This is a genomic window from Paenibacillus sp. HGF5 (assembly GCF_000204455.1).
Lineage (GTDB): Bacteria > Bacillota > Bacilli > Paenibacillales > Paenibacillaceae > Paenibacillus_AQ > Paenibacillus_AQ lautus_A.
The window spans coordinates 1-17,735 of the sequence record NZ_AEXS01000007.1 but is presented as its reverse complement, the minus strand read 5'-3'; the positions used below and the strand labels follow the sequence as shown (position 1 = coordinate 17,735).

Below are 17,735 nucleotides of genomic sequence, written 5' to 3'. Positions count from 1 at the left end.
CGGAGCCGAAACGATCCTGATGGATCAGGCTGCCGACGAGCAGGTGTTCCAGGATATCACCTTGCTCATCAACAACTTTAAACAATATTTCGTCTCGCATGGACAGGAAATCTATGAAAATCCGTCTCCCGGGAATAAAGACGGCGGCATCACGACCTTGGAGGAGAAATCGCTGGGATGCACCCAAAAAGGGGGGACTGCAACCGTATCCGATGTGCTCCGTTACGGCATAAGAACTACGAAGCCGGGACTGAACCTGATCGAGGGGCCGGGCAATGACCTCGTATCGGTTACGGCACTCGCTGCAGCCGGTGCCCACCTCGTGCTGTTCACGACCGGAAGGGGAACGCCGTTCGGGGGGCCTGTACCAACCGTCAAAATCGCGACCAATTCCGAGCTGGCCAAACGTAAAAAGCATTGGATCGATTTTAATGCGGGAGCTCTGCTGGAGGGCAAAAGCATGGATGAGCTTCACGCGGAACTCTTGGAGGTCATCGTTCATTTGGCCTCAGGCGTTGAGAAGACGCAAAATGAACGGAACGGCTTCCGGGAAATATCCATTTTCAAGGATGGCGTTATTTTATAAATTCAATCGCTTTTTAGTAATTGATTAGAAAGAGGAGGAGCACGTATGTCCAATCCCGTACAGCAGCAGGCACAGTCCGCCTTGTCACCAATAGAACTCGCCACCAAGGCGTGCCAATCGATCATGGAAACGTATTCGCCCGAGCAGCTTCCGCCTGCAGGCAGGTGGCATTACCATCAGGGCGTATTTTTGGTTGGGTTGTCTCAATTGTGGAAATTTAACGGGGACGCCAAGTTTTTGGATTATATCAAAGGCTATGTTGATCATCTGGTGGACGCTAACGGCAACCTGCTGCTGGAGCGGGGGGAGCTGGATTCCGTTCAAGCGGGCCTGCTCCTGATGGAATTGGATGCTGTGTTTCCCGAATACCGCTACAGGGCCGCAGCGGATAAACTGCTCCGCTTGCTGTCCACGCTGAACCGGACCACCGAAGGCGGCTATTGGCATAAGGACCGGTATCCATACCAGATGTGGCTGGACGGACTGTATATGGGCGGCGTATTTACGATGAACTATGCGAGGCAGTATAACGAGCCGCATTTATTTGACGAGGTATTGTTCCAGGAGAAGCTGATGCGCTCCCATACCAAGGATGAGGCTACCGGTTTGTATTATCATGCTTGGGACGAGAGCCGAACGATGCCCTGGGCGGATCCGGTCAGCGGGCAATCTCCGGAATTTTGGGGACGCGCCATAGGCTGGTATGCGCTGTCGCTTGTCGAGTTCCTCGATTTACTGCCAGAGCATCATTCGGCGAGGGAAGAGCTGGCTGCCGCGCTCCGTGAATTAAGCGAAGCGCTGATGCGTTATCAGGATCCGGCTACCGGTCTGTGGCATCAGGTAGTGGACAAAGGGGGGCGGGATGACAATTGGCTCGAAACCTCCTGCTCCAGTCTTTTCACCTATACCTTGGCAAAAGGAGTCCGTCTGGGTTATCTGGATCCTTCTTTTATGACGTATGCAAGACAGGGATATCAAGGCCTGGTCCAATCCGTATATCGCAATGACAAGGGAAATTTGGTCATGCCCCAAATCTGCATCGGCACGGGCGTAGGCGATTACAAGCATTATGTGGAAAGGCAGCAATGCGAAAATGACCTTCATGGCGTCGGAGCGTTGGTCATGGCGTGCGTAGAGCTAGGCAGAAGCGACGGATGAAAGCGTGATTGAACGCTGCAACTGATACAGAACATTTAAGGAGCTGTTCCCTCATAGGAGCAGCTCTCTTTGCGCTTATAGGATCTTCTGCGCTCATGCCGTCCTCAGGGAATAGGTGCATAGGATATTGGCAGGCTTGTCATAATAACGGTAGCGAGGCTTGTTAAACCACAAGAGAAAGGTAGAGCGCAGCATGAAAAACTCAAGAATCTGGATTCTGATCAGCATTGCGATACTGTTATCTGCCGTCGTCTTCGCCCAGGGAAGGCTGAAAGCGGATCACAGTTCGAGTCTACAGGAAGCTTTGCCGACCTTTAGCCAGCAGACCATCAAATTCGGTTCCACTGGCGAAGACGTGTATGAGCTGCAAGGGCGACTGAAGTATCTAGGCTTTTATCACGGCAAAATCGACAGCGTGTTCGGTTCCAAGACCCAAGGCGCCGTCAAGTGGTTCCAATCCGAGTTCGGCATGAAGGTGGACGGCATCGTGGGGCCGAAGGTCAAACTGAAACTGTATAACGCAACCAAGGATTTCCGTCCGACCGCTCCGAAGCTTCATGAAGGCGGAGGTGCAGCGGCCGGTGCTGGCGGAAACGGCGGCGGTACTAATCAAGGGAATAACAACTTAGCCTCATCGAATACTATGGGCCTGTCCGACAATGATTTGAGAATCATGGCGAATGCCGTTTACGGCGAAGCGCGGGGAGAGCCGTTTGAAGGACAGGTCGCCGTAGCGGCCGTTATTCTCAACCGTGTGAAATCGCCAAGCTTCCCCAACACGCCGCATGGGGTTATATTCGAGCCGAGAGCATTTACCGCGGTCGCTGACGGCCAGATATGGCTGGAGCCGAACGCCCAAGCGCGAAAAGCGGTGGAGCAGGCGCTGAACGGCTGGGATCCTACAGGAGGATGCTTGTACTACTTCAATCCGAAAACAGCCACCTCGCCATGGATTTGGACGCGTCCTCAAGTCAAAACCATCGGTCAACATATCTTCTGTATGTAGCTCAACCAACGGCAACCGGGGCCTGTCTTCGGTTGCTTCTTCACTTTGCGATGGGTTAGAATGAAAGTTATCTATGAAGTAAATTATGGCAACGACAATCCATGATGTAAGGGGATATGGACCTTGACGAAAACGGAATTTGAACACGGTACTGCCGGAGGGATACGGATTCACGTGTTGCCGACAAACCGATTCAAGACATTTGCGATATCGCTTTACGCCGGAAGCCCGTTAGCAGAGGAAACCGTGACCTCGACCGCGCTTACGCCTTTTGTACTGCGCAGAGGGACGGTCTCTTACCCGGAAACCAGAGCATTCCGCGAGCAGCTGGAGCAGCTGTACGGTGCCGGATTTGGCTTTGACGTTTATAAGCGCGGCGATTATCAGATCGTGCACTTCCGCATGGACACGATCAATGACTCTTTTGTTAAGAGCCCTGAGAGCCTGCTGCGCTCCTCATTTGCTTTTCTGGGCGAGGCATTCACCCAGCCTGTGCTAGAGAATGGCGCATTCCGCAAATCTTACGTGCAGACCGAGCGCGACACGGTCCGCAAGAAGCTGGAGTCTATCGTAAACGATAAGATCCGTTATGCCGCTGAGCGCTGCATTGAGGTTATGTGCAAGAACGAGCCGTACCGATTGCATCCGCTCGGAGAGCGGAAGGACCTTGACGGCATCACGCCGGAGGGCTTGTATGAATCTTATCAGAAATGGCTCCAAGAGTCCGTTTTGGATTTGTACGTGGTTGGCGATACGAGTCTGGATGAGGTGAAGACGCTCGTCGAGGAGCATTTTAAACTGAATCGGACGGAAAGCCGGGATTATGTTCCTTCTATCACGCGGACGGCCGCTAACGAGACGCAGACGGTCGTGGAGAAGCTGGACATTAATCAAGGCAAACTCAACATGGGCCTTCGAAGCACGATTACGTACGGAGATGATGAATATGCCGCAGCGCTCCTGTACAACGGGATTTTGGGAGGTTATCCGCATTCGAAGCTGTTCGTTAACGTGAGGGAGAAGGAAAGCCTGGCCTATTACGCTTCCTCCCGATATGACGGTCATAAAGGGATTGCTACCATCCAGTCCGGGATCGAGGTTCAAAATTTCGAAAAGGCGGTCGACATCATTCGCCAGCAGCTCGATGACATGGCCAAGGGTGCCATCTCGGACATCGAAATGACCCAGACGAAAGCCATGATCCGCAACGTGATCAAAGAAATGCAGGATTCGGCCTTCGAGATGATTGCGTATGATTTTAACCGCACGCTGTCGGGACGGGAACGTACGCCGGATGAGCTGCTGAAGCAGGTCGAGGGCATTGCAGTGGACGATGTGAAGCAGGCGGCTTCGGCATTTTCCCTGGATACGATCTATTTCCTGAAAGGTCAAAAGGAGGAATAGCCGGTGGAGAGCATTCATTATGACAACCTGCAGGAAACGCTGTATTACGAAGTGATGGATAACGGTTTGCACGTGTATGTGTTGCCTAAACCCGGCTTCCAGAAAACCTATGCGACCTTTGCAACCAAGTACGGTTCGGTCGATAACCATTTCAAGGTCCAAGGCGAGTCCGAGACCCGGGTTCCGGACGGAATTGCGCATTTTCTCGAGCACAAAATGTTTGAGGAGCCGGAAGGCGACATTTTTGCCAAGTTTGCTTCCAATGGCGCCTCGGCGAACGCTTTTACCAGTTTTGACCAGACCGTGTACCTCTTCTCGGCCACGGAGAACATTCATGAAAATTTGGAGACGCTGATCGATTTCGTGCAGAATCCTTATTTTACCGACCAGAACGTGGAGAAGGAAAAAGGGATCATCGGCCAGGAAATCAACATGTATCAAGACAACCCGGATTGGCGCGTGTACTTCGGACTGATCGAAGCGATGTATAAGGTGCATCCGGTGCATATCGACATCGCCGGCACGGTGGAATCCATCGGAACGATTACGAAGGAAGATCTGTATACGTGCTACAATGCGTTCTATCACCCGAGCAACATGCTGCTGTTCGTGGTGGGCGGCGTCGATCCCGAGGAAACGATGAACCTGATCCGATCGAACCAAGCCCGAAAATCGTACGACAAGCAAGGTTCCATTGAGCGTTTATTCGATCCGGAGCCGCAGGGAGTCGAAGAGAAGCGGAGAGAGAGCCGCCTGGCCGTATCGCTGCCGAAATGCCTGTTCGGTTTCAAGGAGAAGCAGGTCGGTTTATCGGCCGATGAGCAGCTGCGCCGCGACCTGACGACCAAGCTGATGATGGATCTCCTGTTTGGCTCCAGTACGGAGTTGTATCAGAAGCTGTACGATGAGGATTTGATCTCCGACAGCTTCGGCCATGAATATAACAGCTCGCCTCAGTATGCGTTCTCCGCGGTTGGCGGGGACACGAAGGATCCGGATCAACTGCTGGAGCGCATCCGCACCGAGGTGGATAAGCTAAAGGCAGCCGGATTCCAACCCTCGGACTTTGAACGGGCCCGCAAGAAGAAAATGGGCGGATATTTGCGCATGCTCAATTCCCCGGAAAACATTGCCCATGAATTTACTCGCTATCAGTTCCGCGGCGCCGATTTCTTCAACGTTTTGCCGGTTTATGAATCCATCACCCTGGAGGATGTCAACCGCCGCCTGCAGGAGCATGTCGATTGGAACCAGCTGGCCGTATCGATCGTTGTGAGTCCGTAATGAAGCAAGGCATGGGAAGAGAATTGAAGCCGATCGGGGAAATGACGGTATTGATTACGGGTGCGAGCAGAGGCATAGGGGCGGCTGTCGCCGAACGCTTTGCCTCGGTCCGCATGAATGTGGTCATCCACTACATGAATTCGCATGAAGCGGCCAACGAGGTAGCCCGCCGCTGCATGGCTTATGGAGCCAAGGTATTAACCGTATCTGCCGACCTGCGCGACAAAGAGCAGATATTGCGGATGAAAGAGAAACTGCAGAGTCATGATATGGAGCCGGATATTCTGGTTAACAACGCGGGCGTGTCCCATTACGGGCTTTTGTCCGACGTGACGGAAGAGCAGTGGGATACTTTGATGTCCATTAACCTGCGTGGGATGTTTCTGTGTTCCCAGGCCTTTATGGGGCGCATGGTTTCCCAGCGCTTTGGCAGAATCATCAATGTATCCTCGATCTGGGGGTTATCCGGTGCCTCCTGCGAGGTATTGTATTCGACAAGCAAAGGCGGCGTTAACGCCTTTACGAAGGCTCTTGCGAAGGAGCTTGCCCCGTCCGGCGTGACGGTGAACGCCGTGGCGCCCGGTGCGGTCGATACGTCCATGCTGGGGCATCTGGAGTCGGATGAAATTCGCATGCTGGAGGATGAAATTCCGGTCGGCCGATTGGCGCAGCCGGATGAGATTTCGTCGCTGGTGTATTTTTTGGCGCTGCCCGAGTCGGGCTACATTACCGGGCAAGTGATCAGCCCGAACGGAGGATGGGTGACCTAGATCTCGTTCGTGGTGCAATTCACCACTCATAAGGTATTGGTTACGGGGACATATTACTATTGTTACTTTAAATCTGAATTGCCACCACGCAAAAGGAGGATTTAATTCATGTCATCCGTAATCAAAAACTTTGATTCCTGGAAGAAATTCCTGGGCGAGCGCGTCGTTCAAGCCGAGAAAGCGGGTATGAGTGAAGACACCATTTCCCAGCTGGCTTATGAGATCGGTGATTTCCTCGACGAGAAGGTTGATCCGCAAAACTCATCCAACCGTGCACTGAAAGAATTGTGGGATGTAGGTAACGAGGAAGAACGCCACGTTATCGCGCGTCTGATGGTGAAATTGGCCAAGAACAACGCATAATCCATTAACAAAAAGCCCCCCGACAATGGGGGCTTTTTGTCAAGAAAAAAGAATGTAATTTTCATGTCACCGTTAATACTTGCCTTTCATTTTTATTTTATATATCATTAACGTGACCCATTTTTCATTTGACCTGTTTTTGCGTGCAATTTTCGCTGGAATTTGTCGAATATTGATGGAAAAGAAGTGCAAAGAGGTGTCTTTGTGGAATCGAATCAATGGTACATGGAATATAAGATACATAAGAACCGGCCCGGTTTGCTCGGTGACATTGCATCCGTGCTGGGTATGCTCGAAGTGAACATACTGACCATTAACGGCGTGGAAGGCCAAACCCGCGGAATGCTGCTTGAGACGGATGACGAAGAAAAAATTGTTCTGATGGGTAAAATGTTAAACAAAATGAAAAATATTACGGTATCAGCCTTGAGGCCCCCGAAACTGGTGGATATTCTGGCTGTCCGTCATGGACGATATATCGACCGGGACTCGGATGATCGTAAAACGTTTCGTTTTACGCGTGATGAGCTCGGTTTACTTGTTGATTTTTTGGGTGAATTGTTCAAAAGGGAAGGTAATCAGGTCATCGGCCTCCGCGGAATGCCCCGCGTGGGCAAAACCGAGTCCATTATCGCCGGCAGCGTCTGCGCGATGAAGCGCTGGACCTTTGTTTCCTCTACGCTGCTCCGTCAAACCATTCGCAGTCAACTCTCAGAGGACGAGATGAATACGAACAACATTTTTATCATTGACGGCATTGTGAGCACGATTCGATCCAATGAACGCCACTATCAGCTCCTGCAGGATATCATGGGGATGGAGAGCACGAAGGTGATCGAGCATCCCGATATCTTTGTTCGCGAATCCGAATATTCCTACGATGATTTCGACATTATCATCGAATTGCGAAACAATCCGGAAGAGGAAATCGTTTATGATACGTTCACGGGCTCTTATAGTGACGATTTGTAATATTTTTGTTTGACCTTGACCACGAAATTCTAAAGTAGGAGGTGATGGCATGTCCGAACTGGGACAGCAATTAAGGGAGGCGCGTCTGCAAAAAGGGATGAGCCTTGATGATGTGCAGGAAATGACTAAAATACGCAAGCGATACTTGGAAGCCATCGAGGCAGGGGATTACAAAGTACTTCCCGGCAGTTTTTACGTGCGGGCATTCATCAAAACCTATGCGGAAGCGGTGGGGATTGACCCGGACGAACTGCTTGAAGGGCATAAACAGGATGTTCCTAAATCCGAACCGGAAGCAACCATGGAGCCGGTTATTCAAAAGCGCGCCAGCAGACCGACAGCCGAACGGAACATGAAATGGCTGCCTACACTGCTGATGTGGACGTTCCCGATCCTGATCGTTGTTGTCATATATTTGGTGGCCATCAATTCGAATGAGCCTAAGGACGAACCGCCGGTCAGCAACAATGATCAGACGCAGACCGATCAGGCGCAGAACCCGCAAACTCCGGATAACACGGATCCCGTGACGCCAGGCGACGGAGCGCAGGGCGGCGACAACACCCCGGACGGCACGGTTAACGAAGGCACGGACGGGGAAGGAACAGACGGGACGGATGGAACGGACATCGATGAACCGGGTGATTCAACGCCTGGAACGGCTACGGTGACGCAGGACCGGACGGAAGGCAAGAACACCGTATTTAAGGTATCGGGCTCGTCCGTGAAGGTTGAGATCGTGGCCACGAGCGAAGGCAAGAGCTGGGTCGAGGTATACCGCGGCAACAATACTTCCGGGGAGAAGCTGGCTTTCCAAATGCTCGAGAACGGTGCTTCGCTGAGCTTTGACATGGACAGCCAGGGACTCTTCGTGAAATCGGGGAATTCCGCCGCAACGACCATTACGGTTGGCGGCCAGCCCGTAACGGATGGCAAGTCCACGTCGCGCATCGTGCTGGAGCCGGCCGATGGTTCCGCAAGCACCATGGATAACACGGGTGCCGGGGATACTACGGATACATCGGATACCACCGACTTCGAATAATTGCCTGTCCTCCAGGTCATCATAACAGCATGCAGCTGCATGCTGTTATTTCACTTCCCGAAAGAGGTGATGCTCTGTGACGGTCAATTGGATTATATTCGGATTAGGCGTTATCGTCAGCCTCTTGGGCTATTATTTGATTCCGAGCAGCTGGGGGTATGGCATATTAGGCTTTGGGCTGGCACATATTTTACTCGGCATACTGAGTATGTTCCGCCGTCCGGTGCATGATGAGAAAGCTAGCAGTTGAGGGAGCGGGCTTCGTTTTCGCCGGATGATGTTGGCGATAAGCGGAGTCTTTTTCGTTCCTGATCCATCGCAGATTCCTTACAGGATTAGACTTGTCTCTCGGTTTTACCTATAATAGAAGCATTATCGCCAAATGAAAGGAAGGATTCACCATGGCTTCAGAAAGCTCATTTGATATCGTATCCAAAATGGATATGCAGGAACTTACCAATGCGGTTAATCAAGCGGAGCGCGAGATCGAAAACCGTTTTGACTTCAAGGGCAGCAAGAGCAGCTTGAAGCTGGACAAGGACGCGCTGGTCATTGCCTCCGATGACGAGTACAAACTCAACGCCGTTATCGATATTTTGCAGACCAAGATGGTGAAGCGGGGCTTGTCGCTTAAAAATGTGGAGTACGGTAAGATCGAGCCGGCTTCCATGGGTACCGTCCGTCAGCGTCTGACCTTGAAGCAAGGAATTGACCAGGAAAATTCCAAAAAGATCAATATTTTGATCCGTGATTCCAAGCTGAAGGTCAAGAGCCAGATTCAAGGAGACCAGATTCGGGTAACCGGAAAAAGCAAGGATGATCTTCAGCAGATCATGCAGCTGCTTCGCAAAGCGGACCTTTCCTTGGATCTGCAATTCACCAATTTTAAATAAACGCTCCTCTCCCTCCAAGCAATGAGGCTCCAATCCCGGGTAGGCTCGGCTGGTTTGTTTCTTTTGACAGGGCGTCAACGGAAATATTATACTAAAAAACGATATATAAGGATTAACGTATACATAGATTACTGGGGGATGAAAATGACAGACAGCGATGCACGCTTCAAACCCTTTAGGCTCTTGGGAAGAGCGACCCTGATGAAATGCAGAAGGATAACCGCTGCAGGGTCTGCCGAGTTAACAAGACAACCCGTTGCAAGGGAGGTTGCCCCATGAATTTACCCAATCGTATCACGTTGGCCCGCATTTGCTTGATCCCTGTCATGATGATTTTCCTACTGGTGGATTTTGATTTTTATCCGGATCCCATTGTGTGGAATGATTTTGTCCTGCCCTATAACCAATTGATTGCGGCACTGATATTCATACTTGCTGCAAGCACGGACGGGATTGACGGGTATCTGGCCCGGAAAAACAATATGGTGACGAATCTGGGTAAACTTCTGGATCCGCTGGCGGACAAACTGCTGGTTGCGGCCATACTCATATCGCTTGTAGAGATGGGAAAATGCGAATCCTGGATTGCTGTTGTCATCATCAGCAGGGAATTTGCGGTGACTGGCTTGAGACAAATTGCGCTTCTGGAAGGTTCGGTAGTCGCAGCAGGTCAATCCGGAAAAATCAAGACGGTGATTCAGATCGTGGCGATTGTCGCGCTTCTGATCAACAATTTCCCGTTTGTATTTTTGGGGATTCCGTTTGATGTCATTGCGATCTGGGCTGCCGCGCTGATTACGATCTATTCGGGAATCGAATATTTTGTCCAGAACAGGCACCTTCTCAAAGGTACCGGGGCATAACGGCAATAGGAGCCATCCTATTGCTTTTTTCTTCCGCCGGGCAAGGAATAACGAAGGCAGCTACTAACGAAGAGATAGAAGATACGGGAGGATCGATGAATCATGAAAGCAGAAATCATTGCAGTTGGAACAGAACTTCTCCTCGGACAGATCGTGAATACCAATGCACAGTATTTGTCCAGACAGCTTGCTTCAATGGGGATCGACGTGTACTATCAAACCGTTGTCGGGGACAACCTGGAGAGGCTCAAGGAGGCCTTGCGCCTGTCCAGCAGCAGAGCCGATATTGTACTCCTGTCCGGCGGTCTCGGTCCCACGCAGGACGATCTGACGAAGGATGCGCTGGCTTCCTTTCTAAATCGTTCCTTGCATATCGACCGGATGGCCATGGACCGGATTGAACGCTTCTTTCATGAGCGGGGATCCGTCATGACCGAGAACAATCGGCGCCAGGCTCTCGCCATCGAGGGAGGAACCCCGCTTCCGAACGAGACAGGCCTCGCCGTCGGGAACGCGGTATCCTATGAAGGCACTCATTATATCGTTTTGCCGGGGCCGCCCAAAGAATTGATGCCGATGTTTGAGCAGGAGGCCAAGCCTTGGCTTCTGCAGCATGTGCTCACGGATGAGCTTCCCATCTATTCGAAGATGCTTAAATTCGCGGGCATTGGGGAGTCCGCGCTGGATCAGCGCCTGGAGGACCTGATTACGGCCCAGACCGATCCGACGATTGCTCTATATGCCAAGGATGGGGAGGTCACCGTCCGCATCTCCACGAAGGCCTCCAGCGAGTCTGAGGCGATGGTCCGACTGAATGAACTGGAAGCCAGGATCCAGGAGAGAGGGCCTGAATTTATGTATGCCAACGAGGATGTGCCTATCGAAAAGGTCATCGTGGACATGATGGCAGATCGAAGCTGGACCCTGAGCGCGGCCGAGAGCTGCACGGGAGGACTTGTAGCGGAGACCCTGACCTCCATTCCCGGAAGCGCATCGATGTTTCTTGGGGGGATCATCTGTTACACCAACCAGATCAAGGAGAAGCTTGTGCATATCCCGCATGCGCTGCTGGAGGGGGACGATGCGCCGGGGGCCGTCAGTGCGGAGGTTGCAGAAGCGCTTGCGGATCATGTCCGGATGGTAACCGACAGCGACTTCGGCTTATCGGTGACAGGCGTGGCAGGTCCGGGTTACGCTGAACGCAAGCCTATAGGGCTGGTCTACATCGGATTGTCCCAAAGGGGCAAAGAAACGGAAGTGCATGAGCTGAACCTCCAAGGCAACCGCGAAACGATCCGGCTCCGCGCAACCAAAGCGCTGCTATACCGGCTTTGGCAGCGTCTCGTAGCGTCTGAGCAGGTTTAGGCTTCGTGGAAAAAAAGGGACCGAGCATTTGGAAAAGTAAAAAATTTACACCTTGCTAAATAGCTGTTCTTGAATTTAGGAACCGTTGCAAGTATAATGGGAAATACGGAAGAACCGTGGCATATCGATTGATGTTGCCACGGTTCTTGTTCTTTATACATAGGGTTCGGAGCATGAACGGGAAGGGGAGTTGAATAAAAAAAACGAATGTATGTTCGAAAAAAAGCTTGGCAAACGTGTCAAAACAAGGTATGATAAGACTATCAACAGTGAAGGGTTGTGGAACAATTGTCAGATCGTCGTGCTGCGCTGGAAATGGCGCTTCGTCAGATAGAGAAACAGTTCGGAAAAGGTTCCATCATGAAACTGGGTGAATCCACCCATATGCAAGTTGAGATTGTGCCAAGCGGATCGTTGGCATTGGATATAGCTTTAGGAACCGGCGGCTTGCCTAGAGGCCGGATTATCGAAGTGTACGGCCCGGAATCCTCCGGTAAAACAACAGTAGCCCTGCATGCCATCGCAGAGGTTCAGAAGGCTGGCGGACAAGCTGCATTTATCGATGCCGAGCATGCTCTGGATCCATCGTATGCAAACAAACTGGGCGTTAATATTGATGAATTGCTGCTCTCCCAACCGGATACGGGCGAGCAGGCGCTGGAAATTGCGGAAGCTCTGGTACGGAGTGGAGCCGTCGATGTCATCGTTATTGACTCGGTTGCGGCGCTTGTACCGAAAGCCGAGATCGAAGGCGACATGGGTGATTCCCACGTAGGTCTGCAAGCCCGTCTGATGTCCCAGGCTCTTCGTAAATTGTCGGGTGCCATCAATAAGTCGAAAACGATTGCCATCTTTATCAACCAGCTTCGCGAGAAGGTTGGCGTTATGTTCGGTAACCCTGAGACGACGCCTGGCGGACGTGCTCTGAAGTTCTATTCCACGGTTCGTTTGGACGTGCGTCGAATTGAGAGCATCAAAATGGGCAACGATGTGGTGGGTAACCGCACACGGATTAAGGTTGTTAAGAACAAGGTAGCTCCACCTTTCAAACAGGCCGAGCTTGATATTATGTACGGCGAAGGCATCTCTAGAGAGGGAAGCCTGATCGATATCGGTACGGAGCTGGATATCGTGGATAAGAGCGGAGCATGGTATTCTTATGCCGGTGACCGTCTTGGTCAAGGCCGCGAGAATGCGAAGCAGTTCTTGAAGGAGAATCCGGAGATCGCAAGCGTGATCGAGAACAAGATCCGTGAAGCGAGTAATCTGACGACGGCTGTTCCTGAGCCTTCCGACAAGGAGAAGGAACAAGAGCAATTGGAAGAGCAAGAGTTGTTTAAGGTAGAGTAATAAATCGCTGGTTAACGATGACAGTGTTTGGGACCGTCCGGTGTGGGTAACGCCAGACGGTCTTCTTTGCATTTATTTCTGCCGAATCATTGGTCTTGACGATGTGTCGAGAAGCGTGCAGCAGTGAAGGGAGCGTCGTATGGATATAGAGAATAAAGAAACGTCGGGGCAGGCGGATTCCTCGGGAATTGGACATTTTCCGGAAGACGAGGATCTGGTCATAACTTCTGTCGAAATGCTGAAAAAGCCCAAACACCGGTATCAAATCGCGTTCGGTCCGTACCTTATGACCGTTCATGAAGACGTGATGCTTAAATATCGCATGTTAAAGGGAAATGTTTTTCGCAAGGAAGAGCTGCAGGAGATTGTCGTGGCAGATGAGCGGCAGCGGGCTTACGTGGAAGCGCTGAATCATTTGGCTCGGAAACCTAGGACGACTCAGGAGATCACGCAGCGTTTGCAGCAAAAGGGGTTCGAGCCCGGCAGCGTGGAGACGACGCTGGAACGCCTCGAGAAGGACAAGCTGTTGGATGACGCGCTGTACGCTAAGATGTGGGCAGAGCAGCGCATGACCAGCCATAAAAAGGGACGGCTGTGGGTTAAGCAGGAGCTGAGGCAGAAGGGGATCGGCACCGAGCTGATTTCGGAGGCTTTGGGCGAGATCAGCGCAGAATCGGAATTGGAGAGCTGCTTGGCCGTGGGACGAAAAAAATGGCAGCAAACCCAGGGGGAGCTGCTGGATCGCAAACGTAAAACCGGAGCATATTTAATGCGTAGGGGGTTTGGGGGAGAGCCTGTGCGCCAGGCACTCAAACTTCTGATTGAAGAGGAGCAGGAGAAAGGCGAATGGGACGAAGAGCCGTATGATTTTGAATAAAGCGCAAGCAGGTGTGCATTTTTTCGCTAAAGAAATGGTTTCGCTGGATGAAACTGACGTTTACCCATTGCTTTCCCTTGACAATATCTTTTTATAAATACTAAAATAAATATGAATCTTTTTATCATAAATTAGAATCCTTTTTCCTTCCAAAAAAGTGACTACTTTGTGAAAGATTCTTAAATCGCCAATTCATAGTGAAATGTATTCCGCTGGCTAAGGCGGGATTTGCGTACGGTCATTATGGCGTGCGCAGTATGGACGGCAGCTTCCACTGCCGGAAAATTTTATGTATGAATGAGTAACCTGACAATTGCACATTTTCCCAAGGAATGCCTTGGAGGAAACAACGAGGAGGTGAACAGATGGAAACTTGGATCTGGATCATAATCGTTCTCGCTGTAGCCGCTATATTCTTTGGGTTCGGTTATTTTATTCGCAAATCCCTTGCAGAAGCTAAAATTTCCAGTGCCGAGCATGCCGCTTTGCAGATCGTCGAAAGTGCGAAGAAGGAAGCAGAAGCATTGAAGAAAGAAACGGTTCTCGAAGCTAAAGACGAAGTTCATAAAATCAGAGCCGAAGCTGAAAAAGACACTCGCGAGCGCCGGAATGAAATTCAACGGCAGGAGCGCAGATTGTTGCAAAAGGAAGAGTCGCTGGATAAAAAAATAGAATCTTTGGAACGTAAAGAAGAACAAGTGGCGAACAAAGAGAAACGAATAGAGGAAACCCAGCAGCAAATCGATGCCATTTACAAGAAGCAAACGACAGAACTGGAGCGCATCTCCAACCTGACGATGGAGGATGCCCGCAGCATCATTCTCAGCAATGTTGAGCAAGAAGTTCGTCATGAAACCGCTCAGATGATCAAAGAAATCGAGCAGCAGGCGAAGGAAGAAGCAGATAAGAAATCACGCGAGATCATCACGCTGGCTATTCAACGCTGTGCGGCTGATCACGTAGCTGAGACCACGGTTTCTGTTGTCACCTTGCCGAACGAAGAAATGAAAGGCCGGATTATCGGGCGTGAAGGCCGAAACATTCGTGCGCTTGAGACCCTTACAGGGATTGACCTTATTATCGATGATACTCCGGAAGCTGTCATTCTGTCCGGATTTGATCCGATTCGCCGTGAAATTGCCCGTACGGCTTTGGAAAAGCTCGTGGCGGACGGACGGATTCATCCGGCTCGTATCGAAGAAATGGTGGAGAAATCCCGCAAGGAAGTGGACGAACGCATTCGCGAGTATGGAGAACAAGCCACTTTCGAGGTTGGCGTACACGGTTTGCATCCGGATTTGATCAAAATTTTGGGTCGACTGAAATTCCGTACGAGCTATGGACAAAATGTGTTGAAACACTCCATGGAAGTGGCCTATTTGACTGGCCTGATGGCCGGCGAACTGGGCGAAGACATCGTGCTTGCGAAACGGGCAGGACTGTTGCATGACATCGGTAAAGCGCTGGATCATGAAGTGGAAGGATCGCACGTTGAAATCGGCGTGGAGCTGGCGAAGAAGTATAAGGAACATCCGGTGGTTATCAACAGCATTGCCTCTCATCACGGTGATTGCGAAGCAACTTCGGTTATCGCCATGCTGGTGGGTGCAGCCGACGCATTGTCCGCTGCCAGACCGGGAGCACGCAGAGAGACGCTTGAGACATACATCCGTCGTCTTGAGAAGCTCGAGGAAATTTCCGAATCCTTTGAAGGCGTTGAGAAATCCTACGCCATTCAAGCAGGACGTGAAGTTCGCGTCATGGTACAGCCGGAAAAAATCGACGATGCCGAAGCATTCCGCTTGGCACGCGACATTACCAAAACGATTGAAAATGAACTGGATTATCCGGGTCATATTAAAGTCACCGTTATCCGGGAAACCCGTGCGGTCGATTACGCGAAATAGAGTTTGGACCTTAAAAAGTGGCCGCATTCCGGCCACTTTTTATCTTTAAGATATCCGAAAATACATATCGGACTATCCATGAATCGGGAACCGACCTGCCTGGGATCAAGTCAGGACAGGACAGGACAGGCTCCCCTGAAGGAGTGATTGACATCAAAGTATTATTCATCGGAGACATTGTCGGCAGCACAGGACGCAAGGCGCTGAAAGCTTCCCTTCCCGAGCTGAAGTCCAAATATAATCCGCACATTATTATTGCCAATGGGGAGAACGCGGCTTCAGGCCGCGGCATCACCTCGGCCATAGCCAATGAATTTTTCAATTGGGGCATTCATGGCATCACCTTGGGAAACCACACGTGGGATAACAAGGATATTTTTGAGTTTATCGACGACGAACCGCGCATGATTCGCCCGGCGAATTTCCCGCCCGGCACACCCGGCCGCGGATACACCGTCATTAAAGCGAACGGCAAACAGCTGGCGATCGTGAATTTGCAGGGACGGACATTCCTGCCAGCCATTGATTGCCCGTTCCGGGCCGCCGATGACATCGTGGATGAACTGCGCCAAAAGCATAAATGCATCCTTGTGGATTTTCATGCTGAGGCGACCTCGGAGAAAATTGCCATGGGATGGCATCTGGAAGGCCGTGCCTCGATGGTGGTCGGCACGCACACCCACGTCCAGAGCAATGACGATACCATACTCCCGGGAGGAACGGCATACATTACGGATACCGGGATGGTGGGATCCAAGGAAGGCATCCTGGGCATGCAGCGCGATGCGGTCATGTATAAATTCAAGACCCAGCTTCCTGCCCGTTTCCAGGTCGACGAAGGCAAATGGCAGTTCCACGCTGTATGCGTGGACATGGATGAGGAGACGGGAAAAGCCCGGAAGATCCAAAAAATCCGCATGTACGAAGATGAATGGCGGATGGATTAAAAGCGTCAAAATCCGTTTAATTAAATTAGGTACGGATGGTAAAAAGCAGGAATTTTTTCCCCCCTCACGAATAACATCTAGTAAGCGGAAGCAAACCATCACTCAACATTCCCAGGGGAGGTACTTACCATGGAAGTATTAAAAGTTTCAGCAAAATCCAATCCTAATTCGGTTGCAGGGGCGCTCGCTGGAGTTCTTCGGGAGCGGGGCGGAGCGGAACTGCAAGCGATTGGGGCGGGAGCACTGAACCAGGCCATTAAAGCGGTAGCAATTGCCCGGGGATTTGTAGCACCGAGCGGGGTGGATTTGATATGCATCCCTGCTTTTACGGATATTGTGATTGATGGCGAAGACCGGACGGCAATTAAATTGATCGTGGAACCTAGATAAATTTCGAATGTTGAGGATGAGCCTGTTTACTCTGCTAAGCGTAAACAGGCTTTTTGCTGTGACAGGTCAGAAGGGAGATGAGCGCCGCGATGCGGACGGTTGATTTTCACTGCGATGCTTTGAGCAAAATGTGGGAAGATCCCAAAGCCTCTTTTGTGGACGGCCCGCATTTGGACGTAACGTTGCAGCGTTTGGAGCAGGGGGATCTGGCGCTTCAGGTGTTCGCTGTGTTCTTGTCGGAGAAATTCGGGAGGCCCTCCTTTGAACGCGTATTGGCCCAACTGGATGTATACCGAAGCCGCATCGTGAACGCGGGTCATCTGAAGCCCCTGCTTTGGCGGGAACAAGTCCGAGAGATGAGACAACGCAAGACGGAGCGGTACGGCGTGCTGTCGCTGGAAGGCGTTGACGGGCTGGAGGGCAATCTGTATTACGTTCAGCTTTTATTTGATATGGGCGTACGATTGATGGGAGTTACCTGGAATTATGCCAACTGGGCAGCGGATGGCGTGCTGGAGCAGCGAAACGGCGGGTTTACGGAACGGGGACGTCAGC

18 protein-coding genes and 1 pseudogene are annotated in these 17,735 nt (G+C 51.3%); all 19 read left to right on the top strand.

Annotation, left to right across the window (positions count from 1 at the left end; translation table 11 throughout):
* Positions 1-586, top strand: a pseudogene (locus HMPREF9412_RS00720) (UxaA family hydrolase); the annotation flags it as partial.
* A 45-nt stretch (positions 587-631) separates the two neighbouring features.
* Positions 632-1,744: a glycoside hydrolase family 88/105 protein gene (locus HMPREF9412_RS00715; RefSeq protein ID WP_009589307.1), complete on the top strand. Its 1,113-nt coding sequence runs from the start codon at positions 632-634 to the stop codon at positions 1,742-1,744.
* A 193-nt stretch (positions 1,745-1,937) separates the two neighbouring features.
* A complete protein-coding gene (gene sleB / locus HMPREF9412_RS00710; protein ID WP_009589318.1) occupies positions 1,938-2,750 on the top strand; it encodes a spore cortex-lytic enzyme in 813 nt (270 codons plus the stop codon).
* 123 nt (positions 2,751-2,873) lie between these two features.
* Positions 2,874-4,154 (top strand): EF-P 5-aminopentanol modification-associated protein YfmF, encoded by a 1,281-nt coding sequence (gene yfmF, locus HMPREF9412_RS00705; RefSeq protein WP_009589320.1) that lies wholly within the window; start codon positions 2,874-2,876, stop codon positions 4,152-4,154.
* Positions 4,155-4,157: 3 nt separating this feature from the next.
* Positions 4,158-5,438 (top strand): EF-P 5-aminopentanol modification-associated protein YfmH, encoded by a 1,281-nt coding sequence (gene yfmH, locus HMPREF9412_RS00700; RefSeq protein ID WP_009589309.1) that lies wholly within the window; start codon positions 4,158-4,160, stop codon positions 5,436-5,438.
* Complete coding sequence (ymfI, locus tag HMPREF9412_RS00695; protein WP_009589317.1) at positions 5,438-6,208, top strand: elongation factor P 5-aminopentanone reductase; 771 nt, start codon at positions 5,438-5,440, stop codon at positions 6,206-6,208. Before yfmH ends, ymfI begins: the two co-directional genes overlap by 1 nt.
* Positions 6,209-6,316: 108 nt before the next feature.
* Positions 6,317-6,571, top strand: a complete 255-nt coding sequence (locus tag HMPREF9412_RS00690; RefSeq protein WP_009589302.1) for a DUF3243 domain-containing protein — start codon at positions 6,317-6,319, stop codon at positions 6,569-6,571.
* Between the two features lie 204 nt (positions 6,572-6,775).
* Positions 6,776-7,543 carry a DUF3388 domain-containing protein gene (locus tag HMPREF9412_RS00685; protein WP_009589314.1) on the top strand — a complete coding sequence of 256 codons (768 nt, stop codon included), beginning with the start codon at positions 6,776-6,778 and terminating at the stop codon, positions 7,541-7,543.
* 49 nt (positions 7,544-7,592) lie between these two features.
* On the top strand, positions 7,593-8,588 hold the full coding sequence (locus HMPREF9412_RS00680) for a helix-turn-helix domain-containing protein (protein WP_009589305.1): 996 nt from the start codon (positions 7,593-7,595) through the stop codon (positions 8,586-8,588).
* Between the two features lie 76 nt (positions 8,589-8,664).
* Entirely contained in the window at positions 8,665-8,838 is a 174-nt protein-coding gene (locus tag HMPREF9412_RS32715; protein WP_009589315.1) for a hypothetical protein, read from the top strand.
* Positions 8,839-8,989: 151 nt separating this feature from the next.
* Positions 8,990-9,481 (top strand): YajQ family cyclic di-GMP-binding protein, encoded by a 492-nt coding sequence (locus HMPREF9412_RS00675; RefSeq protein WP_009589306.1) that lies wholly within the window; start codon positions 8,990-8,992, stop codon positions 9,479-9,481.
* A 275-nt stretch (positions 9,482-9,756) separates the two neighbouring features.
* On the top strand, positions 9,757-10,344 hold the full coding sequence (pgsA, locus tag HMPREF9412_RS00670; RefSeq protein ID WP_009589313.1) for a CDP-diacylglycerol--glycerol-3-phosphate 3-phosphatidyltransferase: 588 nt from the start codon (positions 9,757-9,759) through the stop codon (positions 10,342-10,344).
* 102 nt (positions 10,345-10,446) lie between these two features.
* Positions 10,447-11,709, top strand: a complete 1,263-nt coding sequence (locus HMPREF9412_RS00665; protein WP_009589316.1) for a competence/damage-inducible protein A — start codon at positions 10,447-10,449, stop codon at positions 11,707-11,709.
* A gap of 288 nt (positions 11,710-11,997) precedes the next feature.
* Complete coding sequence (gene recA / locus HMPREF9412_RS00660) at positions 11,998-13,059, top strand: recombinase RecA (protein ID WP_015736279.1); 1,062 nt, start codon at positions 11,998-12,000, stop codon at positions 13,057-13,059.
* A gap of 139 nt (positions 13,060-13,198) precedes the next feature.
* Entirely contained in the window at positions 13,199-13,936 is a 738-nt protein-coding gene (locus HMPREF9412_RS00655) for a regulatory protein RecX (RefSeq protein WP_009589312.1), read from the top strand.
* A gap of 365 nt (positions 13,937-14,301) precedes the next feature.
* On the top strand, positions 14,302-15,843 hold the full coding sequence (rny, locus tag HMPREF9412_RS00650) for a ribonuclease Y (protein WP_009589303.1): 1,542 nt from the start codon (positions 14,302-14,304) through the stop codon (positions 15,841-15,843).
* Positions 15,844-15,986: 143 nt separating this feature from the next.
* Positions 15,987-16,790 carry a TIGR00282 family metallophosphoesterase gene (locus tag HMPREF9412_RS00645; protein WP_009589304.1) on the top strand — a complete coding sequence of 268 codons (804 nt, stop codon included), beginning with the start codon at positions 15,987-15,989 and terminating at the stop codon, positions 16,788-16,790.
* A gap of 129 nt (positions 16,791-16,919) precedes the next feature.
* Positions 16,920-17,180, top strand: coding sequence for a stage V sporulation protein S (locus tag HMPREF9412_RS00640; RefSeq protein WP_006211249.1), 261 nt, complete (start codon positions 16,920-16,922; stop codon positions 17,178-17,180).
* 89 nt (positions 17,181-17,269) lie between these two features.
* A partial coding sequence (locus HMPREF9412_RS00635; protein ID WP_036670910.1) for a membrane dipeptidase occupies positions 17,270-17,735 on the top strand: 466 nt, incomplete at its 3' end.

Bases quoted from the DNA above. Each gene is read 5' to 3' on its own strand.
- HMPREF9412_RS00715 (WP_009589307.1), top strand. From the start codon at position 632: ATGTCCAATCCCGTACAGCAGCAGGCACAGTCCGCCTTGTCACCAATA.
- sleB (WP_009589318.1), top strand. From the start codon at position 1,938: ATGAAAAACTCAAGAATCTGGATTCTGATCAGCATTGCGATACTGTTA.
- ymfI (WP_009589317.1), top strand. From the start codon at position 5,438: ATGAAGCAAGGCATGGGAAGAGAATTGAAGCCGATCGGGGAAATGACG.
- HMPREF9412_RS00690 (WP_009589302.1), top strand. From the start codon at position 6,317: ATGTCATCCGTAATCAAAAACTTTGATTCCTGGAAGAAATTCCTGGGC.
- HMPREF9412_RS00680 (WP_009589305.1), top strand. From the start codon at position 7,593: ATGTCCGAACTGGGACAGCAATTAAGGGAGGCGCGTCTGCAAAAAGGG.
- HMPREF9412_RS00675 (WP_009589306.1), top strand. From the start codon at position 8,990: ATGGCTTCAGAAAGCTCATTTGATATCGTATCCAAAATGGATATGCAG.
- pgsA (WP_009589313.1), top strand. From the start codon at position 9,757: ATGAATTTACCCAATCGTATCACGTTGGCCCGCATTTGCTTGATCCCT.
- HMPREF9412_RS00665 (WP_009589316.1), top strand. From the start codon at position 10,447: ATGAAAGCAGAAATCATTGCAGTTGGAACAGAACTTCTCCTCGGACAG.
- HMPREF9412_RS00655 (WP_009589312.1), top strand. From the start codon at position 13,199: ATGGATATAGAGAATAAAGAAACGTCGGGGCAGGCGGATTCCTCGGGA.
- rny (WP_009589303.1), top strand. From the start codon at position 14,302: ATGGAAACTTGGATCTGGATCATAATCGTTCTCGCTGTAGCCGCTATA.
- HMPREF9412_RS00640 (WP_006211249.1), top strand. From the start codon at position 16,920: ATGGAAGTATTAAAAGTTTCAGCAAAATCCAATCCTAATTCGGTTGCA.